Source organism: Phenylobacterium sp., assembly GCF_025351295.1.
Classification (GTDB): Bacteria; Pseudomonadota; Alphaproteobacteria; order Caulobacterales; family Caulobacteraceae; genus Phenylobacterium.
This window is the reverse complement of the sequence record NZ_JANXWD010000087.1, coordinates 74,788-100,132: the sequence shown is the minus strand read 5'-3', so window position 1 is coordinate 100,132 and position 25,345 is coordinate 74,788. Positions and strand designations below refer to the sequence as shown.

The following is a 25,345-nucleotide window of genomic DNA, read 5'->3' as shown; positions in this document are numbered from 1 at the left end:
CGCCGCCCCCCCCAGGGCCTTGGGCCGCCGCCGTCGGCGGACCGCCCGCGCCACCCGCCTTCTTGGTCAGCACCTTGAAGCCGCCCGCCACGACCATGACGGCCAGGACCATGACGGCCGCGATGAGAAAGAAGTGACGTCTGATCAAAACCGCGGACTCCGTCCGCCCGAGCCAACACGGGCGGTGCACTGAAAACCAAGGGCGCTCTTAGGACGCCTGCATACACGCGGTCCAGTGACAGGCGGATGGCTGTCCATTTCCACGCTGAAACTTGTCCTGCGAAAACAAACGGGCGCCCTCGGCAAGGGCGCCCGTATGCCGAACCGCAGCGTGGCGATGCTCTCTAGGCGTCGTAGCCCGGCAGCGCGCGATCCAGCTTGCGCAGGCAGGCGGGCCAGGCCAGCCCCCCGCCGACCCCGCCTGCCACCTGGGACCGGACCTCGGCCTGCGATGCCTCCGGCGCGATCAGCACGTTGTCGCGGCCGCCCGACATGGCCTTGACCTGCATGGTGCAGGACCGCTCCAGGTAATACATCCCGACCCAGCAGTTGGCCGCCGTCTCGCCCACCGACAGCGTGCCGTGGTTCTTCAGCAGCATCAGGGTCTTGTCGCCGAGATCGGCGACCAGCCGCTCACGTTCGTCGTGGTTGAGGGCGATGCCTTCGTAGTCGTGGTAGGCCAGCCGGGGCAGGGCGATCAGCGAGTGCTGGGTCAGCGGCAACAGTCCGCCCTGCTGCGCCGCCACCGCCACGCCGTCGTCCGAATGCAGGTGCATGACGAACCTGGCGTCCTCGCGGGCGGCATGGATCGCCGAGTGGATCGTGAAGCCCGCCGGATTGATGAAGTAGGGCGTCTCCTGCAGAACGTTGCCGTCCAGGTCGATCTTCACCAGCGACGAGGCGGTGATCTCCTCGAACAGCAGGCCGTAGGGATTGATCAGGAAATGATGCTCCGGCCCCGGGATGCGGGCCGAGATGTGGGTGTAGATCAGGTCGTCCCACCCATAGAGCGCCACCAGGCGGTAGAGGGCCGCCAGGTCCACCCGGGCCTGCCACTCCTCGGCGCTCACCTTGCCGTGCAGCGATACGACGCCAGCAACCGAACCGTCAGCCATGGCCATTTCCTTCATCTAGAACGTCGCCCAAGAGTCGCCCTCCGGGAGGCCAGCGTCAAGCGTGCGCCAGCCGTATCGCGGCATCAGCCGCCCGGTCGAGGTCGGCGAGGTCCTGCGGCCGCACTGCGATCTGGCCCAGCAGCGGCCGCGCATGCCGCTTCCGGCCGCGGTCGTAGGCTGGGTCGTAGTGCAGCGTCAGCAGCGCCTGCGCCAGCTCGGCGAAGGCCCCGGCGTCCGCCAGGGCCCGCCAGCCGGCCAGTCGTTCGCGGCTGGGATGGACCGGCAGGCGCTCGATCGCCGCGTCCAGCGCCGCGCGATCGGCGGTGATCTCGGCATAGGCGGTGACCAGGTGGCGCGCGCGGTCGGCCGGCCCGGCGACCAGTTCGATGCAGGGCGCCTGCGCCAGCCTGGCCCACAGCGCCGGCGGCAGCATGCGGTCGCCGATCTTGCTGGATTCGGCCTCGGCGATCACCGGGCGGCCGGGGTCCAGCGCGTCGAGGGCCGCCAGCAGGCGGCTCTCGAACAGCTTCTGGCTGGGCTGCGGCCGCCCGGCCAGGGCGCCGAACAGCGAGCCGCGGTGTTCGGCCAGCGCCTCAAGGTCCAGGGTCTGCAGGCCCTGGGCGGCCAACCGGGTCAGCACCTGGGTCTTGCCGGCGCCGGTGTGGCCGTCCAGCAGGATGAACTCCAGCGCCAGCGCGCCGTCGTAGAGCCGCGCCGTGACATGGCGGCGATACGTCCGATAGCCGCCGGCGAGCACGCTGGTCCGCCAGCCCACCTGTGCCAGGATCGTGGCCATGGCGTTGGAGCGCATCCCGCCGCGCCAGCAATAGATCAGCGGCGCGAACCCACCGCCCCGTTCGGCCAGAGCGGTCTGCAGGTGGCGCCCGACGTTCTGCGCCACATAGGCCGCGCCCAGCCGCCGAGCCTTGAAGCGGCTCTCCTGCACATAGATCGTGCCGACCTCGGCGCGCTCCGCGTCGGACAGCACCGGCAGGTTCACAGCGCCGGGCAGGTGGTCCTGGGCGAACTCGCCGGGACTGCGGACATCGATCACCATGTCGAAGCGCGCCAGCGCCGCGGCGGAAACATCCTCGAAAAGGATAGGTGTCATGGTGGCTGCTATAGCCCGGATTGCGTTATTGGAGACCCCATGCCCGAGCCCGTGCGCCTGACCTCCCTCGCCCACGGCGGGGGCTGTGGCTGCAAGCTGGCGCCGGCTGTCCTGCGCGAGATCTTGGCCGGGATGCCGGCCACGGCCGCCTTTCCCGATCTGCTGGTCGGTACGGAGACCTCCGACGACGCGGCCGTCTGGCGGCTGAACGACACCCAGGCGCTGGTGGCGACCACGGACTTCTTCATGCCGGTGGTCGACGACCCGTTCGACTTCGGGCGCATCGCGGCGACCAACGCGCTGTCGGACGTGTACGCCATGGGGGCCACGCCGATCCTGGCCCTGGCCATCGTCGGCATGCCGATCGCCCAGCTCAGCCCCGAGACCATCGGCCGGATCCTGGCGGGCGGCGCGTCCGTCTGCGCGGCGGCCGGCATCCCCATCGCCGGCGGCCACTCCATCGACAGCGTCGAGCCGATCTATGGGCTGGTCGCGCTGGGCCTGGCGCACCCCGACCGCATCCTCACCAACCGCGGCGGCCGCGAGGGCGACGTGCTGATCCTCACCAAGCCGCTGGGCGTGGGTGTGCTCAGCGCGGCCTTCAAGCAGGATCGCCTGGACGCCGCCGGCTATGAGGCGATGATCGCCACGACCACCCAGCTCAACATCCTGGGTCGCGACCTGCCGCAGCTGCCGGGGGTGCACGCGGTCACCGACGTCACCGGCTTCGGCCTCATCGGCCATGCCATGGAGATGGCGGTCGGCGCCGGCCTGGTGGCAGAGATCGACGTCGAGGCCCCGCCCCTGCTGCCCGGCGTCGCCCAGCTGGTCCGCGCCGGCGTGCGCACCGGCGCCTCCACCCGCAACTGGGAAAGCTATGGCGAGCAGGTGCAGGAGCTGGTCGGGGTCAGCCACTGGCGGCGCGACCTGCTCACCGACCCGCAGACCAGCGGCGGCCTGCTGATCGCCGTGGCGCCGGACGCGGTCGGGACGGTGCTGAACGCTGCGCGCGACCGCGGCTTCGAGCACGCGACCGTGGTGGGCCGGCTGGTGGGCCTGTCGATGGCCAACAAGCCGCGGGTGCGGCTGACCTAGCTGGAGCGCACCCGGGCCACGGCGTCCAGCCACCGGGCATAGGCCAGTTCGCGCGGCACGCTGGCCATAGCGGGCGCATAGGCCTCGGTCTTCGGCCGCGCCGCGGCGGCCTCGGCGACGTCGCGGTAGACCCCGGCCCCGACGCCGGCGAACAAGGCCGCGCCCAGGGCCGTGGTCTCGCGATAGGTCGCCCGGCTGACGCCCACCCCGGTCAGGTCGGCCAGTCTCTGGCTGAACCAGGCGCTCTTCGACATGCCGCCGTCGATGCGCAGCTCCACCTCGCCCTTGAACGCCGCGGGGGCGTCGGCGCGCATGGCCTCGATCAGGTCGCGGGTCTGCAGCGCGCAGGCGTCGAAGGCGGCCCGCGCGATCTCCGCCAGCCCGGCGTCGCGGGTCAGGCCGAACAGCGCGCCGCGCGCATTGGCGTCCCACCACGGCGCGCCCAGACCGGTGAAGGCCGGCACCAGCACCACGCCCAGCTCGTCGTTGGCGCTGGCGGCCAGGGCCTCGGCGGCCTGCGGACCGCCCTCGACCCCCAGGCCCTCGCCCAGCCACTGGATCGCGGCCCCGGCGATGAAGATCGCGCCCTCCAGCGCATAGGTGGTCCGCCCCGCCACCCGCGCCGCCACCGTGGTCAGCAGCCGCGCGTCCGAGACCGGCGCGGCCTCGCCGGTGTTGAGCAGCATGAAGCAGCCGGTGCCGTAGGTGGCCTTCATCTCGCCGGGGTTGATGCAGCCCTGCCCCATCAGCGCCGCCTGCTGGTCGCCGGCCACGCCGCGGATCGGGATCGCTCGGCCCAGCACGCCGGCGTCCGTCTCGCCGTAGTCGCCGGCGCAGTCGCGGACCTGCGGCATCATCGCCAGCGGCACGTCCAGCATCTGGCCCATCTCGCCCGACCAGTCGCCGGCGCGGATGTCGTACAGCAGGGTGCGCGAGGCGTTGGTGGCGTCGGTGGCGTGCACCCGGCCCCCGGTCAGCTTCCAGATCAGCCAGGTGTCGATCGTCCCGGCCAGCAGCTCGCCGGCCTCGGCCGCGCGGCGCGCGCCGGCCACATTGTCCAGCAGCCAGGCCAGCTTGGTCCCGGAGAAGTAGGGGTCCAGCAGCAGGCCGGTGATCTCGGTCACCCGCCCTTCGCGCCCCGCCGCCCGCAGGCGCGCGCACAGCGGCTCGGTGCGCCGGTCCTGCCAGACGATGGCCCGGTGGATCGGCCGGCCGGTGGCCTTATCCCAGACCACCACCGTCTCGCGCTGGTTGGTGATGCCGATGGCGGCCACCTCGGCCAGGGTGCGGCCGGCGCTTTCGACGACCTCATTCAGCACCGCGACGGAGGTCTCGAAGATCTCGTCGGCGTCATGCTCAACCCAGCCGTCGCGTGGATAGTGCTGGACCAGCGGCCGCCCCGCCTCGGCCAGCGGCGAGCCGTCGGCGGCGAACAGGATCGCCCGTGTGCTGGTGGTGCCCTGGTCGAGCGCCAGGATCAGCGGATGGGCCATGGTGTCGCGTTCCCCTGGTTCGGCGGACGGCTTAAGCATGTCTTCACGGTGAACCGCCACACTGATCCTAGCCGCGTTCACTTTAGAATGGAGGGGTCCGGCGTGAGTCTCGCGATGAGCAGCGAAAGTCTGCTCGACCTCGCAAAAAGCCGCCAGCCGGCGGACCGGGAGCGCCTGTTGCTGGCGATCGCGGACCTGTGCGATTCGCCGCACGCCGGCGAGGCGATGAAGACCCGGCCCATCCAGGCCCTGCTGGCCTCGATCTTCATGAGCCTGGTGGTCGAGGCCGAGCGCGACATCCGCCACCGCCTGTCCCAGAAGCTGGCCGCCGCCGACTGGGCGCCCAACGCCCTGGTCAACGTCCTGGCCCTGGACGACATCGAGATCGCCCGGCCGATCATCGCGTTGAGCCCGGTGCTGCGCGACCTGGACCTGGTGCGCCTGCTGGTCGAGGCGACCATCGAGCACCAGATCGAGGTGGCCCGCCGGCCGCACCTGTCGCAGACCATCATCGGCGCGATCCTGGAACAGGCCGAGCCGGCGGTGCTTACCGCGCTGGCCGGCAACCATACCGCCGAGCTGTCGCCGGCCGACATGGAGGAGCTGGTCGAGGCCTCGCGCCAGATCGCCGCCATGCGCACGCCGCTGTCGCAGCACCCCAGGCTGACCGGGCAGCTGGCCAAGCGCCTCTACCTGTGGGTCGGGCTGGCGCTGCGCCAGGGCCTGGCCGACCGCTTCCGCCTGGACGTCGCCGTGCTGGACGAGGCCCTGGCCGCGGCGGTGACCGAGGCCCATCAGTCGCTGACCGTCGAGACCGTCTTGCGCACCACCCGCGAGGGCGAGCGCGAGGTGATGGAGCAGCGGCTGGTCGACAAGCTGCACGCGGCGGGACAGCTGCGCCCCGGCTACCTGGTCCGGGCGCTGCGCGAGGGCCGCCTCGGCCTGTTCGCCACCGCGCTCGCCATTCTGGGCCGCTTCGAGGCCCAGCAGGTGCAGGCCACCCTCGATTCGGACCGCCCGGAGCTGTTGGCGCTGGCGTGCGCGGCGGTGGGCATCGACCGTAGCGTGTTCCCCGACATCCTGGACATGGCCCGCAACCTCAACCAGGGCCGACCGGGCGGCGGGGCCGAGGGCGCGCGCAAGGCCTCCGTGGCCTTCGCCCCGGTCTCGCCCGAGGTCGCCGGCGCGGCCTTCCGCCAGGCCGCGCGATCCCTGGCCACAGCTTAGGGCCCGGACCCAATCGGACCTTTGAGATTTCAATATCATAGACAACTCCACCCGGTCATCCCGGCGAAAGCCGGGACCCAGATCCGATAGCTAAGGTGCGGGTTGGATGGGCTCAGAGCGACCGGAGCCCACGTCTCTGTCATTCCATCTGGGTCCCGGCCCTTCGCCGGGATGAGCGGGATCGAGTGCGGGTCCTGAGCCTCGACCTTCCCTTGCGGCCGTTTGACACGGACGCCCGCTTCGCCATGTTGGGCGCGCCATGAGCAAAGCCGCCTTCGTCACCAAACTGACCTTCGTGTCCAGCTCCCGGCCGGAGGCGCAGGAGGCTCGCGACAAGCTGGCCGCCCGCTATGGGGACGCCGGGCTGGCGGAGGCCCAGGTGATCGTGGCGCTCGGCGGCGACGGCTTCATGCTGGAGACGGTCCACGCCTTGATGCACTCGGGCAAGCCGCTCTACGGCATGAACCGCGGCTCGGTGGGCTTCCTGATGAACGAGTTCAGCGAGGACGACCTGCTGGGGCGCATCAACGCCGCCGAGCGCGCGGTGATCCATCCGCTGCGGATGAACGCCGTGGACGTCGACGGCCAGAGCCACGAGGCGCTGGCCTTCAACGAGGTCAGCCTGCTGCGCACCACCCGCCAGGCGGCCAAGCTGCGCATCTCGGTCGACGGCAAGGTGCGGCTGTCGGAAATGATCTGCGACGGGGCGCTGATCTCCACCCCGGCCGGCTCGACCGCCTACAACCTCTCCGCCCACGGGCCGATCATTCCCCTGGACGCCAAGATCCTGGCGCTGACCCCGATCAGCGCCTTCCGCCCGCGCCGGTGGCGGGGCGCGCTGCTGTCGCACACCGCGCGCCTGCGCCTGGAGGTGCTGGAGGGGGCCAAGCGGCCGGTCTCCGCCGTCGCCGACAACTTCGAGGTCCCCAACGTGGTCGAGGTCTACATCGCCGAGGACCGCGACGTGTCCCTGTGCATGCTGTTCGACGCCGGGCGCAGCCTCGAGGAGCGGGTCCTGGCCGAGCAGTTCTCCGCCTGAGTCAACGCCGGCGCCCGAGGGCGCGGGCCCCTGCCCTCACCGCTTATTAACGGGTTCACCCTATCTTGGGCTGGCTATTCCGTCGGGAGAGTTAGCGTGAGCGAACCCAAGACCGGGCAGATGTTTCAAGCCCCCAATGCCCTGCGCCTCAAGGTCGGCGGCCGCTTCGGCGCCATCGACCCGGCGGCCATCGCCAAGGCCGAAGCCGCGCTGAAGAGTCTCTCGGGCAACTTCGCCCAGTGGCTGAACGACGAGATCACCAAGCTCGAGGGCGCCCGCCAGACCGTCAAGGCCGAGGGCATCACCAACGAGAACATGGAATCCCTGTACCTGCGCGCTCACGACCTGAAGGGCCTGGGCGCCACCTACGGCTTCCCGCTGATCACCCGTATCGCCGGCCTGCTCTGCAGGCTGATCGACGACAAGTCCAAGCGCCACCAGGCGCCCATGGGCCTGGTCGACGCCCACATCGACGCCATCAAGGCCGCCGCCCGCGACGACATCAAGACCGAGGACCACCCGGTGGGCAGGATCCTGGTCCAGGAACTCGAAGGCCGGATCCGGGAATACGGGGCCTAAGCTCCACCCACCCAATTCCGCTCATCCCGGCGAAGGCCGGGACCCAGATCCGAGGGCTGGGACGCGGGTTGGACGCCCTCAGCGCGCCTGGAGCCCCCATCTGAGCCATTCCATCTGGGTCTCGGCCTTCGCCGGGATGAGCGGAGACGGTAGGGCCTAAGCCCCGATCCGCGCCATCGGCTCGGCCACCACGCCGTAGCCGGCGTCGGGCGGCAGAACCAGGAAACGGCCGGTGTCGCGGGTCTCCACCTTTGGCAACACCGTCACTAGCGTCCGCGCCTGCGCGCGCGCCACACAGTCGGCGGCGCTCGACGCCTCGTTCAGCAGCTGCACGTTCATGCGGGTCGGGAAGATCACCGTGCGTTCGCCGGCCGCCTCAAGCCGCAGGATTTCGGCGGGATGGATCCACTCGGCGTCCACGGTCTCGCGCCCGTCGCAGGCCGCCACCTGGTCCGACGGCGCACGCACCGCATAGAACCAGGTATCGAACCGCTTGGGCATCATGGTGGGCGTGATCCAGCGGGCGAACACGGTCAGCGCATCCAGCCGCAGCCGCACGCCCAGGTCGGCCACCACGTCGATGAAGGCGGTCTCGCCGCGGTCCACAGCCTCGCGCACGGCGAGGTCGCAGGCCTCGCCGAAGGTCGAGCCGTCCAGCCGCTCGGCCAGCAGGATGCCGGCCTCCTCGAAGGCCTCGCGGATGGCGCCGATCCGCAGGCCCCGCTGCTCGGCGTCGAACGCCGCCCAGCCGTTGCAATGGTCCGCCCAGGCCGGGTCATGATCGCCGGCGTGCATCTTGCCGCCCGGGAACACCAGGGCGCCCGACGCGAAGTCGATCTGGTGGTGGCGCTTGACCATCAGCACCTGGAACTCCGGCGCGTCGCGCAGCAGCAGGATGGTGGCGGCGGGCTTGGTCTCGGCAGGTTGCGGCGTTTCGCTCATGCCGCCAGCTTGGAGCGCGCCCGCGCGCCCGGCAAGGCTGGCCTCACAACAGTATGGCGCGCTCGTCGATCCTGGCGGCGTCGGCGACCTGGCCCATGCGGTCCAGCAGATAGTCTATGTCCTCGCGGGCCACCGCCTCCGGCTGGGTCAGGAAGCGCTGCAGCATGCGCTCCTGGAACCGCTCCCGGTCGCGCGGCTCGCCGTCGAACTCCATCGAGTGGAAGGTGTCCACCGCCGCCCGGAACGCCGGGAACAGCCGCGCCGGCAGCCCGGCCCGCTCGTAGATGGCGCGCAGGCCCAGCGGCCCGGCGTCGTGGATCATCAGCCAGGTGCGGTGGTGCGGCACCCCGGCCAGCTGCGCAACCGACCATTCGAAGAAGGTCATGTGCCCGTGCGCCAGGGCCCGCAGCATCAGCGACGCGGTCAGCCGGCCCTCGCCGTGCAGATGGTTGACCAGCCCGCGGATGTCGGCGCTGCGCCCGGCCTGGTCGACGATGTCGACCGTCGCCCGCTCGGCCCCGCCGACGGCGATCTCCAGGGCCACCTCCACCGAGATCGAATGGCGCTTCAACAGGTGCTCGCGCGCCTGCTCGCTGACCAGGGTGATCAGGCGTTCGGTGACCGAGAGCGGCAGGGCGTTGCGGTAGGCCACCGCCGCCAGCACCCGCTCGGCAGTCTCGAAGCGGTCGACCACCCGCTGCAGGGCATCCTCGGTGAACTCCGCGCCGGCGTTGGCGCAGGCCGCGGTGACGGCACGCTCGCCGCCGTGCTCGACGATGGCGTCGGTCACCCGGGGGCTCAGCGTCGGGCGCTGGGCGATGGCCACCTGGCGCACCGGCCCGCCCAGGCGGACGATCTCGGCCAGGTCGTCGTCGGTGAAGGCCGGCGAGAAGGCCAGCATCGGCAGGCAGATGTTCTCAACGTCGCGCGACAGCTTCAGCGCCACGTCGCGCGGCACGACGGTGGACGCTTGCAGGGTCTCGGCGATGGCCCGGCGGACCAGTTCGGCGGCGTCGGCCGCCATGACCCGCAGGATGTCGGCCGCCAGCGCGCGGTCCTCGTCGCTGAGCGGGGCGCGTTCCATGGTGGCGCAGAGCTTGCGCGCGGCCAGGGCGCGCTCGTCCGGCGTCGCGCCCTTCACGAGCGTGCGGATGTCCTCATCCGTCAACGCGGTGCGCGTCGTCGCCATACCCGTCTGAAGTCCCCGTCGTGCAACCGGAGCGCAGTCCAGTGATTCGAGCTTTGCCTTGGGCCGCTTAACGAGACGTTGCGACGTGAATCGGTGGATTAAGGATCTCTCCTAACGAGCCGCGAACGGGTCGCCGGCTAGGCTCTCCTTTCGCTCGCGAAGGGAGCCCGACCGTGGCGCCGACCAAGTCCGCCGAACCGGTCCCCGGCCTGACCGCCGGGGCGCAGGGGATGAGGGCGCAGGCGGGGCTGCTTCCCTATGCGCTACTGGCGTTTGGCGTCGCTTTGCCGATCTTCGTCTGGGTCGCCAGCCATGCCGCCAACGCCTCCTGGATGAGCGCCAGTTTCGCGGCCTTCGCGGTGGGCTGGGGCGCCTTCTACGGCGCCGTCGGCTGGCTGAAGACCTCGGCTGCGACAGATTTACGCACCCGGGCGCGGGTGCAGATTCTGGGCGGCCTGGTCTGGGCCCTGGCCATCGCCCAGCTGGCCGCCTTCGCCCAGTTCGCCGGTCCGGCGCGCGAGACCCTGCTGCTGCTGACCCTGGGCGCGGCGATGATCTGCGTGGTGTTCACCGCCCCCTGGCTGCCCAGCCTGCTGATCGTCGCCCCCGCCGCACTGGCCGGTCCGCTGATCGCCCTGTTGCTGCGGCCGCAGGACCAGCCGATCGCCCGCCTGGCCCTGGCGGCCTCGGCGCTGGCCCTGGCGCTGGCCATGCTGGTCAACCGGATCCTGCGCACCCAGTTCGCCCTGGCCGCCGAACGCGAGATCCTGATCGCCGAGCGCGGCGAGCAGGCCGAAGCGGCCCGCCGGCTGGCCCGCTCCAAGTCGGACCTGGTCTCCACGCTCTCGGACGAAATCCGCAACGGCCTCACCGGCGTCGCCCACGTCCTGGCCTCCGCCGCCGGTCGCGGGCGCGCCGCGCCGTCGCGCCAGCAGATCGGCGCCGCCCTGGACGCCGTCAACGACCTGCTGGCGGTGCTCAACACCACCGTCGACGCCGAGAGCGCCGAGGCCGGAAGGCTCAGCGTCGAGCCGCGGCCGGTGGACCTCACCGCTCTGGCCCGCGACCTGGTGCTGCTGAACCGGCCCGCCGCCGCCGCCAAGGGCCTGGAGCTCACCGTCCACGTCGACGCCGCCCTTGCCGTCGGCCCAGGCGCGGCGATCGCCGACCCCGCCCGCGCCCGCCAGGTGCTGGCCGCGCTGATCGGCAACGCCGTGAAGTTCACCGTCCGCGGACGGGTAGAGGTGCGGGTCCAGCGCGCCGGTGAGCGCCGTGTCTCGGTGGCGGTCGCCGACACCGGGCCAGGGCTCAGCGAGGACGAGCTGCTTACGGCCCACCAGCCCTTCCAGCGGGTCGCTCGCACCAGCGCCGGCAGCTCCGGGGCGGGTCTCGGCCTGCCGCTGGCCAACCAGCTCGCGCGGCTGATGGGCGGCGACCTGCGGGCCGAGAGCGCGCCCGGGGTCGGCAGCTGCTTCACCCTCGACCTGCCGTTCGATCCCACGGCCGCACCGGCCCCGGCCGAACCCGCCCCGCCGCCCGAGGCCTCCGCCCGGCGCCTGCGCATCCTCACCGTCGAGCCGGAAGCGCTGTCCGCCGCCATGCTGCGCGCCAGCCTCGAACAGCTGGGCCATCAGGTCGTCCACGCCGCCGATGGCGCGCGGGCGGTGGAGCTGGCGAGGGTCTGCGACCTCGACGTCGTGGTGGTGTCCGGCGCCGAGACGATCTGCGCGCTCAGGGCCCTGGGCGGCGCGGCCGGCCGCACCCCCGCCGTAGCCCTGACCGGCGGCGACGCGGAGGAGGCCCAGGCCGCCCTGGCCGCTGGCGCCGACGCCCTGTTGCGCCGCCCGGTGGCCGTCCCAGCCGCCGCCCGCGCCCTCGCCGAAGCTCTCTCGGCGAAGGCCCCGGTCAACGAACGGGCGGTAGCCTAGGCTCCTCCCGCCCGCTAAAGCCTTACCCAAACGGGGAGGCCGCGCGTGCTGCTCAAGGGTCTGAAGGTCGTCGATTTCTCCGCCTACATCGCCGGGCCGGGCGCCGCCTGCATCCTTGGCGACTGGGGCGCCGACGTGATCAAGGTGGAGCGGCCCGGCGGCGACATGATGCGCGCGGCCTTCGCCGACCTGAAGACCGACCTCGGCGCCAACCCGACCTTCGACCTCGACAATCGGGGCAAGCGTGGCGTCGTGCTCGACATCACAAAGCCGCAGGGCCGCGACGCCCTGGCGAAGCTCGCCGAAACCGCCGACGTCTTCCTGACTAATGTGCGGCCGGTGTCGCTGCGCAAATATGCCCTGGACGACGTGACCCTGCGCGCCGCCAACCCGCGGCTCGTCTACGCGGTGATCACCGGCTATGGCCTGGAAGGTCCGGACGCCCACCTGCCCGGCTTCGACGTCACCGCCTTCTGGGCCCGCTCCGGCATCGGCTACATGACCGCGCCCAAGGGGGCCGAGCCGTTCATGCGCACCTCGGGCATGGGCGACCACACCACCTCGCTGGCCACCGTCTCGGCGATCCTGGCCGCCCTCTACGAGCGTGACCGCACCGGCGAGGGCCGCCTGGTGCAAACCTCGCTGCTGGCGTCCGGCGTCTACCTCTGGGGCTCCGACATGGCGGTGCAGCTGAAGTTCGGCCGCGTCGCCTCGGTCCGGCCGCGCGACAACCCGATCAATGCGCTCGCCAACTACTTCAAGAGCGCCGACGACCGCTGGTTCGTGCACAACCCGCGCGGCGGCTCCGGCGGCTGGGAGGCGTTCGCCACGGCCGCCGGACGGCCCGACCTGATCACCGACGAGCGCTTCGCCAGCGGCAAGGCGCGCCGCGCCAATGCCCGCGACCTGGCGGCCGAACTCGACGCCGCCTTCGCCGCCCTCCCCTTCGAGGAGATCGCGCGGCGCCTCGACGCGGCCGATCTGGTCTGGGCGGCGATGCAGACCCCGGCCGAGGTCGCCGCCGATCCGCAGATCGCCGCCGCCGGCGCCTTCGTCGACGTGGAAGACGGCCACGGCGGCACCTACCGCTCGCCGGCCGCCCCGGCCCGCTTCCCCGGCGCGGACGCCACGGTGCGTCCCCCGGCTCCGAAACTGGGCGAGCACACCCGCGAGGTCCTGGCCGAACTGGGCTACGCCGAAGCGGCCGTCGAGGCGATGTTCGCGAGCGGCGCGGCGGGGTGAATCAGCCTTCCCGGCTGTCCGACATCAGCTTCAGCATCTCGCTGGTGAACATCGAGCCGGTCAGGCGGCTGCCGACGCCGGTCTGGTCGTCCGGTTGCGCGCCGTGCAGGATCATCGAGATCAGCGCCTCCTGCTCGTGCTGTCGGGAGATGCGCCGGGCCGAGGCGTACTGGATGAAGCCGCCGTCCTGCGGGTCGACCGCCGGAGCCGTCTCGACGCCCTGCTGGCCGCCGCCGGTCTTGGTCAGGTTGGCGTAGACCTCGCCCACCGTGGCGGCGCGCCCGTCGCGGTAGAAGATCGATTTGTTGGCATGGGCCGCGTCCGGAAACAGCGAGGCGGCCGAAACGCCCGGCCGGGTCTGCACCGCCTCGATCAGCCGCGCCGACCCCTGCGGCCCCAGGAAGTGCGCGGCATAGAGTTCGCCCGCCGTGGGATCGCGCCCCACCCGGCCCTTCAGATAGGCCGCCGACTGCGACGCCAGTTCGCCGGCCATCAGCGACGCGGCGTGCGGGTCCAGCCGTAGGTCCATCACCGCGCGCTTCGCCTCGGCGCCGTCGACGTGGTAGCGGCCGTCGGAGCCCTTGTTGATCAATTCGGCATAGCGGGCATAGCCGTACTTCGAGCCATGCTGCTTGAGCGTCGACAGCCAGGTCTGCTCCACGAACTGGAACAGCCCCGCGGCGGAGGATGAGCCGGCCTTGGCGACGGGATTCATCCCGCTCTCGCGCCCGGCGGTCTTCATCAGGAATCCGAAATCGACGCCCGTCGCCTTGGAGGCGCGTTCGATCGCGGCTTCGACGATGCCCCGGATGCCTTGGACGGCCATCCCCTAGGAAGTCGCCGATCATGGTGAATGCGCCGTTAACCCTCGGCGGATCCTTCCGTCTACTCGTGTAATTTACAAAACGAGTGACACGTGTAATATCTGTCACATCGATCCACCTCGGGGACAGCGCGGTACACGAAGCCTGCCAGCCTCATGTCACCGCTGGGATTCTGTAGACGACCGAATCGTACTTCTGGCTCGACCGGCTGGCGAAGACCTCTCCCCGCAGACCTTCGGCAATCCGCCGGCTGGCGATGTTCTCGATGGCGACGGGGTAGATGAAGCCACCTTTGTTCAAGATGCTTGACGCCCACGCCGCGATCGCTTCGACAGCCTCTCGGCCATAGCCCTGGCCGTGAGCCGCTTCCTTCATCCAGATGCCAAGTTCGGGGAGATCATCTCTCAGGCGATCTATTCCAGCGATGCCCAAGCACTCCCGGCTGTCTTTGCGCCGGATAACGAACTGAACCTCCGTCTGGATGTCGGCCTGCACAAGGCTTTCGCATCTCGACATGTAGTCATCGAAGGTCGGAGGGTCCCATGACAGGAACCGGGTCACTGCAGGCGTGATGCACCGAAACACATCATCGGCGTCGGCCAGTTCAAACCGGTCCAGGCATAGCCGCGCGCTCTCGATGCGCAGGCCCATTCAGTAGCTCTTCGGGAGGCCCAGCACCCGCTCGGCGATGTAGTTGAAGATCATCTCGCGGCTGACCGGCGCGATCCGAGCGATCATCGCCTCGCGGAAATAGCGCTCCACGTCGTATTCCTTGGCATAGCCCATGCCACCGTGCGCCATCACCGCCGCCTCGCAGGCGTTGAACCCGGCTTCCCCGCCCAGGTACTTGGCCGCATTGGCCTCGGCCCCGCACTCGCGGCCGGCGTCGTAGAGGGCGGCGCCCTTGAAGGCCATCAGGTTGGCCGCCTCCAGGTCCGCCCAGGCCTTGGCCAGGGGGTGGGCCACGCCCTGGTTCTGGCCGATCGGCCGGCCGAACACGACCCGCTCCATGGCATAGGCCGCCGCCCGCTTCAGCGCCGCGCGCCCCAGCCCCACGGCCTCGGCCCCGATCAGCACGCGCTCGGGGTTGAGGCCGGCCAGCAGGTAGTAGAAGCCCCGCCCCTCCTCGCCCACCAGGGCGTCGGCGGGCACATGCAGGTCGTCGATGAACACGGAATTGGACTCGATCGCCTTGCGGCCCATCTTCGGGATCGGCGTGGCGTGGATCCGCTCGCGGTCGAAGTCGACGTAGAACAGGCTGATGCCGTCGGTGGCCTTGGCGACCTGGTCCTTGGGCGTGGTGCGGGCGACGATCAGCATCTTGGTGGCGCGCTGGGCCATGGTCGTCCACATCTTGCGGCCGGAGATCACATAGCCGTCGTTGGTGCGCACGGCCTTGGTAGTCAGGCTGGTGGTGTCGAGGCCGGCGTCGGGTTCGGTGACCCCGAAGCACATCCGGTCCTCGCCGGAGATCAGCCGCGGGATCAGCTTGCGCTTCTGGTCGTCGGTCCCGAACTTGGCCAACGGCATGGGGCCGAAGATGTTGAGGTGCAGCGCGCTGGCGCCGGAGAAGCCGGCCCCGCTCTCCGCCACCGCCTGCATGGCGATCGCCGCCTCGGTCAGGCCCAGGCCCGAGCCGCCCAGTTCCACCGGCATGGCCGCGCCCAGCCAGCCGGCGTCCGCCATCGCCGCCACGAAGGCCTCCGGAAAGTCGCCGGTCTCGTCGGTGCGCCGCCAGTAGTCGGCGTCGAAGCGTTCGCACAGCTTCAGCACGCCCTCGCGGATCGCCTGCTGTTCCTCGCTGAACCAGAAGCCGTTCATGTCATCCTCGAAAGCGGGCGGGATCCAACATCGCCGCATAGGGGCCAGGTTCGCGCCCCGTCACGCAAGCCGCCACGATCTCGGCGACCAGCGGCCCCAGCAGCCAGCCGTTGCGCCGCGCGCCCACCGCCAGCAACACGCCCGGCGCGGCGCTCCAGCCGACCATGGGCAACCCATCCGGCGTGGCGGCCCGCACTCCCGCCGCGAGCTCGAACCGGGTGTCGGCCAGTTTCGGGAACAGCTTCACACCCGCCGCCAGCAGCGGCGCGGCGGCCGCGAAGTCCACCAGGGTGTCGGCGCGCCCGGGCTCCATGGTCGCCCCCACCGCCAGCCCGCTCTCGCCCGGCGCGGCGTAGGCGGTCTCGGCGCGGACGGTTAGGCCCGCGGCCGGCGCCAGGAACCGCATGATGTGCCCCTTGATCGGACTGAGGCGCGACAGTTCCGGCGCCGCAGCGGCCAGCCCCTGCCCTGCCCCGCTGGCGATCACCAGTACATCGGCCTCGCCCCGACCGGTGACCGCCTCGGTCCGGAACACCACGCCGCGCGCCGCCGCCACCCGGCGCAGGGCCGGCAGGGCGACCTGCGGATCGACCCGCCAGTCCTCCCGCGTCAGCAGCGCCCGTCCGGCCCGCTCGGACAGCCCCGGCGCCAGCGCCAGCGCGGTCGCGGGCGCGATCTCGGTCGCCCGCAGGCCCAGGGCCCCGAACCCGGCGGCCACGCCTGCCAGCCAGGTCTCATCCCCCACCGCCAGCGCCCCGGACCGGTCCAGCGTCAGGCCGGCGCGCTGGGCCAGTCCCGGCCAGCGGTCGCGCCCGGCCATCAGCAGGTCCAGGTGGGCCCGCGCCTCGGCGTCCAGCACCGCCTCGAGCACCGGGGCGATCATTCCAGCCGCCACGCCCGAGGCGTTGGGCCCGCCGCCCGGGTCGCAGACGGTCACCGCGCAGCCGGCCTCGGCCAGCGCCAGGGCGCTCGCCAGGCCCAGCACGCCTGCCCCGGCGATCGTCACTGTCGGCGCCCCGCTCATGCCCCTAAGCACCCGCTCCGCCTGCGAAAATCAAGGCCCGCCGCCGGCCGGCGCGACGCCTCGATTGCTCCGACTGCCGCGACCCCGTAGCGTCCGCCGCCGCCGGGGCCTCGCGGCTATTGCGGCGGCGACGCAATCGCGAAATGGACGCGGGCGCCGAACGCTGTAGAAGAGCCGGTATGGTTTTGGGGAGGGGTTCCTAGTTGCTACGCGAGTTCCTGGTCTGGATGGCCACGCACGTCGGCAAGGGACCCGGCGCGGACGACCCCTCCTGGAGCGACCTGCTCGCCGGCTCCCTGAACTTCTGGAGCCTGCTGGAAGGCACCCACGTCCTGTCGCTGATGCTGTTTGCCGGCACCATCTTCATCGTCGACCTGCGGCTGCTGGGGGTGATCTTCAAGCGCACGCCGGTGTCCGTGGTCAGCGACCGGATCCTGCCGCTGACGATCTTCGGCCTGGTGATCATGATGCTGACCGGCGCGGCATTGTTCTACGCCAAGCCATTGCTTTATTACCATAATCTCTGGTTCCGCCTGAAGCTGATATTCCTCGTCCTGGCGGCCATCAACATCATGGTCTTCCACTTCCGGGTGCAGCGGACGATGCCCGCCTGGGACAACCAGCCCAAGCCGCCCCGCGCGGCGCGGCTCTCGGCGATCGTCTCCCTGGCCTCGTGGATCCTGGTGATCAGTTGCGGCCGCTTCATCGCCTACGACTGGTTCAACTGCGGCAAGCCGCTGCCCCACTGGGCCAATGTCGCCGAGGAGTGCCAGACCTCCGAGACCGGCGCCCTCGAGCTCGACGGGACCGCCAAATGAGCCTGGCGCCGCAAGACCTTTTCCCCCAGGCCGCCGCCTGGGTCGGGAGCCTAGAGAACACCTTTCCCGGCAAGCCGATCAAGGATTCCGTCTACCTCTTCGCTGTGCTGGAAGTGGGCCACGTCCTGTCGCTGGTGGTCCTGGGCGGATCCAGCATCCTCCTGAACCTGCGACTGATCGGCGTCGGCCTGAACGACGAGACGCCATCGGAGGTGCACCGCAACCTGCGCGGCTGGATGTGGGCCGGGGTGATCGGGATCATCGTCACCGGCCTGTTGATCGGCTCGGCGAATGGCACGCGGCTTTACACCTCCGGGGCCTTCTCGGCGAAGATGGTCGGGCTGCTGGCCGGGATCATCCTGACATTCGGCGTCACCTTGCCGACGACCCGCAACGACGGGGTCATGGGGGTGGGGTCGCGGCTGGCCGGACTGCTCGGCGTCGCGCTCTTCCTGCTGGCGATCTGGGTGTTCCTGGCGGCGAAGCTATCCAACCCGGGCCTCTGGCATGTGATCAGCGCCGGTGGCCTGATCGTCCTCTTCGCCACCCGCGGACTGACCCGCATCGGCTACCTGGCCGTTATGGCGGTCATGATCGCCGCCCAGCAGGTGATGACCCACATCGTGGTCAAGGCCGACGACTACGCGCACCTCGATCCGGTCAACAAGGGGTTCGCCTGGGCCTTCGTCGGCGCGATCCTGGGCTTCGGCGCCCTGCAGGCCCTCACCGCCGGCCGGACCCGCGAAGGCGGCCCGTTCGTCAAGCTGATGGCCTTCGCCGCGATCCTGGTCTGGGTCATGACCGCCGCCGCCGGCCGTTGGCTGGCGTTCGCCTAGCCTTTCGCGCCCAGGTTGCAGACCAGCTTGGGCAGGAAGGCCAACGGCCACAGCACCAGGGCCACGTTCGGCAGGAACCAGGAAAGGTCGAACTCGCCCAGAAGGGCCCAGTAGCCGACGGCCATCAGCCCGGCGACCTGGGTCAGGATCAGCGAGATCAGCGTGAGAGGGCGCCACAGCGGGTCCGCTCGGCGCGCCGCCCGCACCGCCAGCAGCCCCGTCACCGAGAACGCCAGGTCGATGGGCAGGAACGACCAGTTCCAGGCGATCACCCGCGGCTCGTCATATCCCGCGTACATCAGCGAGGCCGGCAGGGCTATCAGCCCGGCCTGCGCCGCCGCGGCCACGGCCCAGTAGGCCAGGAACAACAGGTCGGTGACCGAGAGCGCAACCGCAAGACGTCGATCCATATCCGTTCTCCACTCTACAACGCCCCGACCCGCCGCACCTCAGCCCCCCACCCCTGGTGCCACTGTGGCTCGCCGGCGTAGCGCTGGGCCAGGAAGTCCACGAACGCCCGCACCTTGGCCGCCAGATGCCGTGCGTGGGGATAGACCGCGTGGACGTGGATCAGCTCCGGCTCGAAGTTGCAGAGGATTGGCACGATGCGTCCGGCCCGCAGGTCGTCGGCCGCCGCGAAGGCCGGGGTGCGGGTGACGCCGAAGCCCGCCACCGCCGCCGCTACGCAGGCCTCCGCCCCGTTGAACCGCAGCCGCCCATGCACCCGCACCTCACGACGGTCGGAATGCGAGCCGAAGGTCCAGGTGGTGGCCTCGCGGGCGTTGGTGTCGAGCACCGCCTCGTGCCGGGCCAGGTCCTCCAGCGCCGCCGGCAGCCCATGCCGCGCCAGGTAGTCGGGCGAGGCGCAGGTCACCATCCGCACCGCCGCCAGCCGCTTGGCCACCAGGGACGAGTCGGTCAGGTGGCCGATCCGCACTGCCACGTCGAACCCCTCCTCCACTAGGTTCACCAGCCGGTCGGCGAAGGCTACGTCCAGCGACACCGCCGGATGGGCCGACGCGAAGTCCAGCAGGGCCGGCGTCAGCTGCCCCTTGCCGAACGACACCGGGGCGGAGACCTTCAGCTGCCCGCTGGGCCCGCTCTGGTCGCGCACCGAGCTCTCCAGCGCGTCGAACCCCTCCAGCAACTCCCGCGCCCGCTCCAGATAGGCCTGGCCGGTGTCAGTCAGCGACACGTCGCGGGTGGTGCGGTTCAGCAGGCGCGCGTCCAGCCGGTTCTCCAGCCGCGCCACCAGCTTGGAGATCTGGGCCGGCGACACGTCCAGCTTGCGCGCGCCCTGGGTGAAACTGCGCGCCTCGGCGACGGCGGTGAAGGCGCGGATCTCATCCAGCCGGTCCATGGCGATTGTTTCCTGTTCGGAGACACTGTCGTTCGATCCGCGCTGATTATCAACGGCGACGGTCGGGACCATCTTCCCCTCACGCCGAGCAACACGGCGGCCAAATTCTCTCGCAAGGAAGCCCGCCATGTCCCAACCCCGCTCGGTCGCAGTCGTCGTCGGCTCGCTTCGCAAGGACTCCGTCAGCCGCAAGCTTGCCAAGGCCTTCGCCGCCCTGACCCCCGGCCTCAAGTTCGACATCGTCGATATCGGCGACCTGCCGCTGTTCGACCAGGACCTCGAATCCGCGCCGCCGGCCCCGTGGGTCCGCTTCCGCAACGAGATCGCCGCGCACGACGCGGTTCTGTTCGTGACGCCGGAATACAACCGCTCGGTCCCCGGCGTGCTGAAGAACGCGGTCGACGTCGGCTCGCGCCCCTACGGCGCCAGCGCCTGGAACGGCAAGCCGGGCGCGGTGATCAGCGTTTCCCCCGGCGCGATCGGCGGCTTCGGCGCCAACCACCACCTGCGCCAGTCGCTGGTGTTCCTGAACGTGCCCCTGCTCAGCCAGGAAGCCTACATCGGCGGCGCGTTCGCCCTGTTCGACGAGCACGGCGAACTGATCAACGAAGGCACCCGCGAGTTCCTGCGCGCCTATGGCGCGGCCTTCGCCGCCTGGATCGAAAAGATCCTCGACGACGCCCCGGCCGCCAAGGCCGCGTGACGTCCGGACGCCATCTCGCCTTCCCCCTTTGGGGGAAATTTCGCCAAAGCCGAAGGCGGGCGACAATGGGGGAAGTGTCAGACGAGGATCACCTCCCCCATCGACCCTCGACCTTCGGTTGTCGGGCCACTTCTCCCAGAGGGGGTAGGTGCAAGGCCGCCTAGTTTCCGCCCTCCGCTCCCCCGCGGAGAGGTCCCAGGAGTTTGCCTAAGATGACCCTGCCCACCGTCTACCTCCCCCACGGCGCGGGGCCCTGCTTCTTCATGGAGTGGCAGAGGGGTCCGGCCGACACCTGGGACCGCACCGCGGACTATCTACGCGGCCTGGTCGCCAGCCTGCCCGAGCGGCCCAAGGCGATCCTGATCGTCTCCGGCCACTGGGAGGCGCCGCAGTTCACCGTCGGCACGGCCCAATGGCCCGCGCTGGAGTTCGACTACTACGGCTTTCCGGAGTTTACCTATCGGCTAGAGTTCGGCGCCCCCGGGTCCCCCGGCCTGGCGCGCCGCGTCCGCCGGCTGCTGGCCGACGCCGGCATCGCCGCCGGCGAGGACGCCGAGCATGGCTGGGACCACGGCGTCTTCGTGCCGCTGAAGCTGATCACGCCGGACGCCGACATCCCGGTCGTCCAGCTGTCGCTGAAGGCGGGACTGGACGCCGAGGCCCACCTGGCCGCCGGCCGGGCACTGGCCCCGCTGCGCGACGAAGGCGTGCTGATCGTCGGCTCCGGCATGAGTTGGCACAACATGGCCGGCTTCACGCCGGACTTCACCGAGCGCTCGATCACCTTCGACGCCTGGCTGGAGGGCGCGGTCGCCGACCCGGCCCGCCGCGACGCCGCCCTGGCCCACTGGGACCAGGCCCCCTACGGCCGCGACGCCCACCCGCGCGAGGAACATCTGCTGCCCTTGATGGTCGCCGCCGGCGCCGCCCAGGGCGAACGCGGCGTCGTCGCCTTCCGCGACACGGTCATGAACGTGGTGGTCTCGGCCGTGGAGTTCGGCCGCGCCGCCTGACCCTCTCAGCGAGAGGGACCGGAGACCTTCGCAGTACCCCCCGGCGCCCACACCCGCCGTCGAAGGTCTCCGGATCTCGCGAACGCGCCCGGATTTAGACCCCGGCGTTCCAGTGTGCGGCCAGGTGATGCAGAACGATGCCGCTGGTGGTCGCCACATTGAGCGAATCGAAGCGTCCGGCCATGTCGATCCGCACCGATCGCGCTCGCGCCAGCACCGCCGCGGGCAGTCCCGGCCCCTCGGCTCCCAGCAGCACGGCTACCCGCGGGCCGGGCTCGAAGGCGCGCAGTTCGGTCTCGCCGCGCGGCGACAGGGCGACGGCCGGGACGCCGGCCGCCTCCAGCATCGCCATCAGGTTCGCCGCGTCGCCCACCCGGGCGAACGGCGTGGTCAGCACTGCGCCGACGCTGACCCGGATGGCCTTGCGATAGAGGGGGTCGCAGCAGGTGGCGTCCAGCAGCACGGCGTCCGCGCCGAACGCCGCGGCGTTGCGGAAGATCCCGCCCATGTTGTCGTGGTTGGCGATCCCGACCAGCCCCACCACCAGCGCCCGCGCGGGCAGGCCGGCCAGCAGCGCCTCCGCCGACCGCTCGGGGCGTCGCACCAGCGCCAGGACGCCGCGATGGATCGGGAAACCCACCACCCGGTCCATGGCCGCCTGGCCGGCCGCATAGACCGCCGCGCCCGGCGCCAGGCCGGCCAGCAGGCCCGCCAGGCTCTCCGCCCGATGCGCCGCGATCAGCACCGAGACCACGGCGCCCGGATCGGCGGCGATGGCCTTCTCCAGCACCACACGGCCCTCTGCCATGTAGAGCCCGTCGCGACCCGCCAAGTCGCGCTCGCGGACGGCCCGGTAGGGCTCCAGGCGCGGGTCGTCGGGGTCGTCGACCGCGACGATGGCGGGCGCGGCGCCTACCAGATCTTCACCCGGTCGGCGGGGGCCAGGTACAGCCTCTGCCCCGGCTTCACATCGAACGCCGGGTACCAGGCGTCCAGATTGCGCACGGTCAGCGCCCGCCAGGGCGCGGTGGCGTGGACGTCGGTCACCACCTGCCGGCGCAGCGCCGCCTCGCGGTACTTGGTGCGGTAGTTCTGTGCCCAGGCCAGGAAGAACCGCTGGTCGGCCGTGAAGCCGTCGACCACCGGCGCCGGCGCGCCCTGCAGCGAGATCCGGTAGGCATCGTAGGCCGTGGCCACGCCCGCCACGTCGGCGATGTTCTCGCCCAGCACCTGCTGGCCGTTGATGTGCAGGCCGGGCAGCGGCTCATAGGCGCTGTACTGGTCGGCCAGCTTCTTGGTCTCCGCCTTGAAGTGGGCCATGTCGGCGTCGGTCCACCAGTTGCGCAGGTTGCCGTTCTCGTCGAACTGCGAGCCGGTGTCGTCGAAGCCGTGGCTGACCTCATGGCCCAGCACCCCGCCCACCGCGCCATAGTTCACCGCGGCGTCGGCGTTGGGATCGAAGAAGGTCGGGGCCAGGATCGCCGCCGGGAAGGTCACCGAGTTCTGGCTGGGGGCGAACAGGGCGTTCACCGTCTGCGGCGTCATGAACCACTCGTTGCGGTCCACCGGCTGGCCCAGCTTGGCGAGGTCGCGTCGGTATTCGAACAGGCCGGCGCGCTGCCAGTTGCCATAGGCGTCGCCGCGCACGACGGAGAGGCCCGAATAGTCGCGCCACGTGTCGGGATAGCCGACCATGACGTGGAAGTTCGCCAGCTTGCGCTTGGCCTGGGCCTTGGTCTCCGGGCTCATCCACGCCACCCGGTCCAGGCGCCGGGCGAAGGCGGCCAGGATGTTGTCGGCGATCTGCCGGGCCTGGGCCTTCGCCTCGGGCGAGAAATAGCGCTCGACGTAGAGCTTGCCGATCGCCTCGCCTAGGGCGCCGGACGTGTAGTCGACGCCGCGCTTCCATCGCTCCCGCTGCTGCGGCGTCCCCGTCATGGCCAGCCCGTTGAAGGCGAAGCTCTCATCGACGAACGCCTTGGGCAGTAACGGCGCGCCCCGCTCGAGGGTGTGGAAGGCGAGGTAGTCCTTCCACGCCTGGATCGGCTGGTTGCCCACCAGTTTCGCGGTTCCCACGATCGCCGTCGCCTGCCAGGGCCCGATCCGTGGCTGGTCGGCCAGGCCCGCGGCGCTGAGAAACGCGTCCCAGTCCAGGCCCGGCGCCCGCTTGGCGATCTCGCCGCGCATCCAGACGGTGTTGCCCTTGGTGACGTCCGAGCTCTGGTCGACCGAGACGTGGACCTTGGCGATCGCCGTCTCCAGGTCGAACACCCGCTTCGCGCGCGCCTCGGGCTCGGAATAGCCGGCCAGTCTCAGCATGTTGGCGATGTGCGCCTGGTACTTGCCGCGCAACTCCGCATAGCGCGGGCCGGCGCCCAGGTAGTACGCGCGATCCGGCATCCCCAGGCCGCCCTGCAGCAGGTAGGGACGGTATTGGGTGGTGTCGACGAGGTCCTCGGCCACCCACAGGCCGAAGAGGCGGTCGGTGTAGAAGTTGGTGGCGTTCAGCACGTCCACATCAGCGCGGATCTGGCCGCCCAGCACCGAGGCCAGGTCCTTGCGGGTCCGGATCGCCGCGATCCGCTCCAGCTCCGGCTTTAGCGGGGCCGCGCCCAGCTGCTCGATGCGGTCCTGGTCCATGAAGCTGGCGAAATAGTCGCCGATCTTGCGGGCCTCGGAGCCGTCGGCGGACGGGCTCCTGGCCGAGTCCTCGATGATCGTGCGGATCCGGGCCGTGGTGTTTTCGGCGATCACCACGAAGCTGCCCAGGCTGGCGCGGTCGGGCGGGATCTCGGTCCGGTCGACCCATTTGCCGGCCGCATAGCGGAAGAAGTCATCGCCCGCCGCCGCCGCCGTATCCATGCCCGACACGTCGAACCCGAACGTCCCGATCTGCGGCTTGGGCCGGGGCGGCGGCGGCGGCGGGGCTGGGGGCGGCGCCTCGGCCACCGGGGCGGCGACGGGCGCCGGCGCCGGCTTGGTCATGGTCGCACAGGCGGTGAGCAAGGCCGCGGCGGCGGTCGCGGCGAGCCAGGACGGGCGAACGATCATGCGCAGGGGACTCTCCTCCGGCGCGGAACCGGCCCGCGCACTATTTTGCCGGTTCTGACACCGCGGGCGGCACATGGCGAGCGCGCAGGCCCGCAGATGCGATCAGTGGTCCTCCGCACGCTCCCGAACGCGCACGATCAGCGACTGGCTGGCCGTGGCCATCAGCTCGCCGTCGCGACTGTAGAGATACATCTGGCCGTGGGCGAAGCCGCCGTGCACGCCCATGATCCGGATCTCGCACAGCACCCAGTCGGTCGGCACGATGCGGCGGATGCGCAGGGTGTTGTCCAGGCTGTTGCCGCCGGCGTTCTTGCCCAGGGCGTTGCCGACGCCGGAGGGCACGAAGTCGGCCATGATCGCCAGCATGGTGGCGTCGATGGCGAAGTCCTCCCGCGGCCGGATCCACAGCAGCGAGCGGCCGTCGGTTTCCGGGTTGCCGTCCCGCTCGCGGCCATAGCGACCCTTGGCGACCCGTACCTCGATGCGGCTGTGCAGGCCGTCGTCGGCCGAGCGCCAGTGTTCGGCCGGGTCGCAGTCCTCCGGCGGCGGGGCGTCCGGCGCCTGGATCCACTGCTGCGAGAATTCGCTGGGCCGCTCGCCCAGGGCGGCGTTGACGGTGATGATCTCCTTGTCGTCCACGTGGCTGACGACGCGGGCCTGGGTGTTGTACTTGCCCTCCACCGGCGTCCAGACGTCGATGTCCACGATGCTGCCCGGCCGCGCATAGGACAGGTACTGCGCCGTCGCCCAGATCAGCGGCCGCTCGCAGGTGCGCTCCATGGCCGCGACGGCCGACGCCATGCCGATCCCGCCGAACATGAACAGCTTGCCCGGCGGCCCCACGCAGATCGCCGGCTCCACCGGCAGGTACCACCGGTGCGGATTGTGCGTTGCGTGCAGGTCGAAGAACAGCTTGGCCATGGGACCTCCTGAAC

General features: G+C 70.8%; 24 protein-coding genes. 10 read left to right on the top strand and 14 right to left on the bottom strand.

From position 1 onward, the window contains the following. Positions 1–344: 344 nt before the first annotated feature. Positions 345–1,115, bottom strand: coding sequence for a class II aldolase/adducin family protein (locus Q0R13_RS12485; protein WP_293904344.1), 771 nt, complete (start codon positions 1,113–1,115; stop codon positions 345–347). Positions 1,116–1,170: 55 nt separating this feature from the next. Beyond that, complete coding sequence (mnmH, locus tag Q0R13_RS12480; RefSeq protein WP_293904342.1) at positions 1,171–2,226, bottom strand: tRNA 2-selenouridine(34) synthase MnmH; 1,056 nt, start codon at positions 2,224–2,226, stop codon at positions 1,171–1,173. A gap of 39 nt (positions 2,227–2,265) precedes the next feature. On the opposite strand from mnmH, the gene selD reads away from it, so the two are divergent. Further along, positions 2,266–3,321 (top strand): selenide, water dikinase SelD, encoded by a 1,056-nt coding sequence (gene selD, locus Q0R13_RS12475; RefSeq protein ID WP_293904340.1) that lies wholly within the window; start codon positions 2,266–2,268, stop codon positions 3,319–3,321. On the opposite strand, the gene glpK is transcribed toward selD, so the two are convergent. After that, positions 3,318–4,814, bottom strand: coding sequence for a glycerol kinase GlpK (gene glpK, locus Q0R13_RS12470; RefSeq protein ID WP_293904338.1), 1,497 nt, complete (start codon positions 4,812–4,814; stop codon positions 3,318–3,320). The genes selD and glpK overlap by 4 nt on opposite strands. A 114-nt stretch (positions 4,815–4,928) precedes the next feature. On the opposite strand from glpK, the gene Q0R13_RS12465 reads away from it, so the two are divergent. From Q0R13_RS12465 to Q0R13_RS12455, 3 genes are all read left to right on the top strand, one after another. After that, entirely contained in the window at positions 4,929–6,041 is a 1,113-nt protein-coding gene (locus Q0R13_RS12465; protein ID WP_293904336.1) for a DUF2336 domain-containing protein, read from the top strand. A gap of 259 nt (positions 6,042–6,300) precedes the next feature. Then, positions 6,301–7,080 (top strand): NAD kinase, encoded by a 780-nt coding sequence (locus Q0R13_RS12460; RefSeq protein ID WP_293904334.1) that lies wholly within the window; start codon positions 6,301–6,303, stop codon positions 7,078–7,080. 96 nt (positions 7,081–7,176) lie between these two features. Continuing rightward, a complete protein-coding gene (locus Q0R13_RS12455) occupies positions 7,177–7,659 on the top strand; it encodes an Hpt domain-containing protein (RefSeq protein ID WP_293904332.1) in 483 nt (160 codons plus the stop codon). Between the two features lie 156 nt (positions 7,660–7,815). On the opposite strand, the gene Q0R13_RS12450 is transcribed toward Q0R13_RS12455, so the two are convergent. Next, entirely contained in the window at positions 7,816–8,601 is a 786-nt protein-coding gene (locus Q0R13_RS12450; RefSeq protein WP_293904330.1) for an NUDIX domain-containing protein, read from the bottom strand. A 43-nt stretch (positions 8,602–8,644) separates the two neighbouring features. Beyond that, on the bottom strand, positions 8,645–9,790 hold the full coding sequence (locus tag Q0R13_RS12445) for a DUF2336 domain-containing protein (protein WP_293904328.1): 1,146 nt from the start codon (positions 9,788–9,790) through the stop codon (positions 8,645–8,647). Between the two features lie 173 nt (positions 9,791–9,963). Here Q0R13_RS12445 and Q0R13_RS12440 point away from each other — a divergent pair, with 173 nt between their 5' ends. Next, positions 9,964–11,718: an ATP-binding protein gene (locus Q0R13_RS12440; protein ID WP_293904326.1), complete on the top strand. Its 1,755-nt coding sequence runs from the start codon at positions 9,964–9,966 to the stop codon at positions 11,716–11,718. 45 nt (positions 11,719–11,763) lie between these two features. Then, positions 11,764–12,960, top strand: coding sequence for a CaiB/BaiF CoA-transferase family protein (locus tag Q0R13_RS12435; protein WP_293904324.1), 1,197 nt, complete (start codon positions 11,764–11,766; stop codon positions 12,958–12,960). Position 12,961: 1 nt separating this feature from the next. Here Q0R13_RS12435 and Q0R13_RS12430 read toward each other — a convergent pair whose 3' ends face one another. The 4 genes from Q0R13_RS12430 to Q0R13_RS12415 all read right to left on the bottom strand — a co-directional run bounded on the left by Q0R13_RS12430 (position 12,962) and on the right by Q0R13_RS12415 (position 16,629). Next, a complete protein-coding gene (locus Q0R13_RS12430) occupies positions 12,962–13,786 on the bottom strand; it encodes a transglycosylase SLT domain-containing protein (protein WP_293904322.1) in 825 nt (274 codons plus the stop codon). Between the two features lie 151 nt (positions 13,787–13,937). Further along, on the bottom strand, positions 13,938–14,435 hold the full coding sequence (locus Q0R13_RS12425; protein WP_293904320.1) for a GNAT family N-acetyltransferase: 498 nt from the start codon (positions 14,433–14,435) through the stop codon (positions 13,938–13,940). Beyond that, complete coding sequence (locus Q0R13_RS12420) at positions 14,436–15,605, bottom strand: acyl-CoA dehydrogenase family protein (RefSeq protein WP_293904318.1); 1,170 nt, start codon at positions 15,603–15,605, stop codon at positions 14,436–14,438. It abuts the gene before it with no gap. Position 15,606: 1 nt separating this feature from the next. After that, entirely contained in the window at positions 15,607–16,629 is a 1,023-nt protein-coding gene (locus Q0R13_RS12415) for an FAD-dependent oxidoreductase (protein WP_293904316.1), read from the bottom strand. 203 nt (positions 16,630–16,832) lie between these two features. Between Q0R13_RS12415 and Q0R13_RS12410 the strand changes: the two genes are divergently transcribed. Both Q0R13_RS12410 and Q0R13_RS12405 read left to right on the top strand, forming a co-directional pair. Then, a complete protein-coding gene (locus Q0R13_RS12410) occupies positions 16,833–17,447 on the top strand; it encodes a DUF6644 family protein (RefSeq protein WP_293904314.1) in 615 nt (204 codons plus the stop codon). Beyond that, positions 17,444–18,283 (top strand): DUF6644 family protein, encoded by an 840-nt coding sequence (locus tag Q0R13_RS12405; RefSeq protein ID WP_293904312.1) that lies wholly within the window; start codon positions 17,444–17,446, stop codon positions 18,281–18,283. The genes Q0R13_RS12410 and Q0R13_RS12405 overlap by 4 nt, the downstream gene beginning before the upstream one ends. Here Q0R13_RS12405 and Q0R13_RS12400 read toward each other — a convergent pair. Further along, a complete protein-coding gene (locus Q0R13_RS12400) occupies positions 18,280–18,693 on the bottom strand; it encodes a DUF5360 family protein (RefSeq protein WP_293904310.1) in 414 nt (137 codons plus the stop codon). The genes Q0R13_RS12405 and Q0R13_RS12400 overlap by 4 nt on opposite strands. 14 nt (positions 18,694–18,707) lie before the next feature. After that, positions 18,708–19,715: a LysR family transcriptional regulator gene (locus Q0R13_RS12395; protein WP_293904308.1), complete on the bottom strand. Its 1,008-nt coding sequence runs from the start codon at positions 19,713–19,715 to the stop codon at positions 18,708–18,710. Between the two features lie 55 nt (positions 19,716–19,770). Here Q0R13_RS12395 and Q0R13_RS12390 point away from each other — a divergent pair, with 55 nt between their 5' ends. After that, positions 19,771–20,346 carry an NAD(P)H-dependent oxidoreductase gene (locus tag Q0R13_RS12390; protein ID WP_293904306.1) on the top strand — a complete coding sequence of 192 codons (576 nt, stop codon included), beginning with the start codon at positions 19,771–19,773 and terminating at the stop codon, positions 20,344–20,346. A gap of 212 nt (positions 20,347–20,558) precedes the next feature. After that, positions 20,559–21,359, top strand: coding sequence for a class III extradiol ring-cleavage dioxygenase (locus tag Q0R13_RS12385; RefSeq protein ID WP_293904304.1), 801 nt, complete (start codon positions 20,559–20,561; stop codon positions 21,357–21,359). Positions 21,360–21,453: 94 nt separating this feature from the next. On the opposite strand, the gene Q0R13_RS12380 is transcribed toward Q0R13_RS12385, so the two are convergent. The 3 genes from Q0R13_RS12380 to Q0R13_RS12370 form a co-directional block, all read right to left on the bottom strand. After that, positions 21,454–22,191: an RNA methyltransferase gene (locus Q0R13_RS12380; protein WP_293904302.1), complete on the bottom strand. Its 738-nt coding sequence runs from the start codon at positions 22,189–22,191 to the stop codon at positions 21,454–21,456. A gap of 80 nt (positions 22,192–22,271) precedes the next feature. Beyond that, complete coding sequence (locus Q0R13_RS12375) at positions 22,272–24,410, bottom strand: M13 family metallopeptidase (protein WP_293904300.1); 2,139 nt, start codon at positions 24,408–24,410, stop codon at positions 22,272–22,274. Positions 24,411–24,512: 102 nt separating this feature from the next. Then, complete coding sequence (locus tag Q0R13_RS12370; protein ID WP_293904298.1) at positions 24,513–25,331, bottom strand: acyl-CoA thioesterase domain-containing protein; 819 nt, start codon at positions 25,329–25,331, stop codon at positions 24,513–24,515. Positions 25,332–25,345 lie beyond the last annotated feature (14 nt).

What these genes read in the sequence shown, in the direction of transcription:
- Q0R13_RS12395 (WP_293904308.1), bottom strand. Translation starts at nt 19,715, where the DNA reads ATGGTCCCGACCGTCGCCGTTGATAATCAGCGCGGATCGAACGACAGT.
- Q0R13_RS12430 (WP_293904322.1), bottom strand. Translation starts at nt 13,786, where the DNA reads ATGGCCGTCCAAGGCATCCGGGGCATCGTCGAAGCCGCGATCGAACGC.
- Q0R13_RS12465 (WP_293904336.1), top strand. Translation starts at nt 4,929, where the DNA reads ATGAGCAGCGAAAGTCTGCTCGACCTCGCAAAAAGCCGCCAGCCGGCG.
- Q0R13_RS12370 (WP_293904298.1), bottom strand. Translation starts at nt 25,331, where the DNA reads ATGGCCAAGCTGTTCTTCGACCTGCACGCAACGCACAATCCGCACCGG.
- Q0R13_RS12420 (WP_293904318.1), bottom strand. Translation starts at nt 15,605, where the DNA reads ATGAACGGCTTCTGGTTCAGCGAGGAACAGCAGGCGATCCGCGAGGGC.
- mnmH (WP_293904342.1), bottom strand. Translation starts at nt 2,226, where the DNA reads ATGACACCTATCCTTTTCGAGGATGTTTCCGCCGCGGCGCTGGCGCGC.
- Q0R13_RS12375 (WP_293904300.1), bottom strand. Translation starts at nt 24,410, where the DNA reads ATGATCGTTCGCCCGTCCTGGCTCGCCGCGACCGCCGCCGCGGCCTTG.
- glpK (WP_293904338.1), bottom strand. Translation starts at nt 4,814, where the DNA reads ATGGCCCATCCGCTGATCCTGGCGCTCGACCAGGGCACCACCAGCACA.
- Q0R13_RS12385 (WP_293904304.1), top strand. Translation starts at nt 20,559, where the DNA reads ATGACCCTGCCCACCGTCTACCTCCCCCACGGCGCGGGGCCCTGCTTC.
- Q0R13_RS12390 (WP_293904306.1), top strand. Translation starts at nt 19,771, where the DNA reads ATGTCCCAACCCCGCTCGGTCGCAGTCGTCGTCGGCTCGCTTCGCAAG.
- Q0R13_RS12405 (WP_293904312.1), top strand. Translation starts at nt 17,444, where the DNA reads ATGAGCCTGGCGCCGCAAGACCTTTTCCCCCAGGCCGCCGCCTGGGTC.
- Q0R13_RS12450 (WP_293904330.1), bottom strand. Translation starts at nt 8,601, where the DNA reads ATGAGCGAAACGCCGCAACCTGCCGAGACCAAGCCCGCCGCCACCATC.
- Q0R13_RS12415 (WP_293904316.1), bottom strand. Translation starts at nt 16,629, where the DNA reads ATGAGCGGGGCGCCGACAGTGACGATCGCCGGGGCAGGCGTGCTGGGC.
- Q0R13_RS12400 (WP_293904310.1), bottom strand. Translation starts at nt 18,693, where the DNA reads ATGGATCGACGTCTTGCGGTTGCGCTCTCGGTCACCGACCTGTTGTTC.
- Q0R13_RS12485 (WP_293904344.1), bottom strand. Translation starts at nt 1,115, where the DNA reads ATGGCTGACGGTTCGGTTGCTGGCGTCGTATCGCTGCACGGCAAGGTG.
- Q0R13_RS12445 (WP_293904328.1), bottom strand. Translation starts at nt 9,790, where the DNA reads ATGGCGACGACGCGCACCGCGTTGACGGATGAGGACATCCGCACGCTC.
- selD (WP_293904340.1), top strand. Translation starts at nt 2,266, where the DNA reads ATGCCCGAGCCCGTGCGCCTGACCTCCCTCGCCCACGGCGGGGGCTGT.
- Q0R13_RS12425 (WP_293904320.1), bottom strand. Translation starts at nt 14,435, where the DNA reads ATGGGCCTGCGCATCGAGAGCGCGCGGCTATGCCTGGACCGGTTTGAA.
- Q0R13_RS12460 (WP_293904334.1), top strand. Translation starts at nt 6,301, where the DNA reads ATGAGCAAAGCCGCCTTCGTCACCAAACTGACCTTCGTGTCCAGCTCC.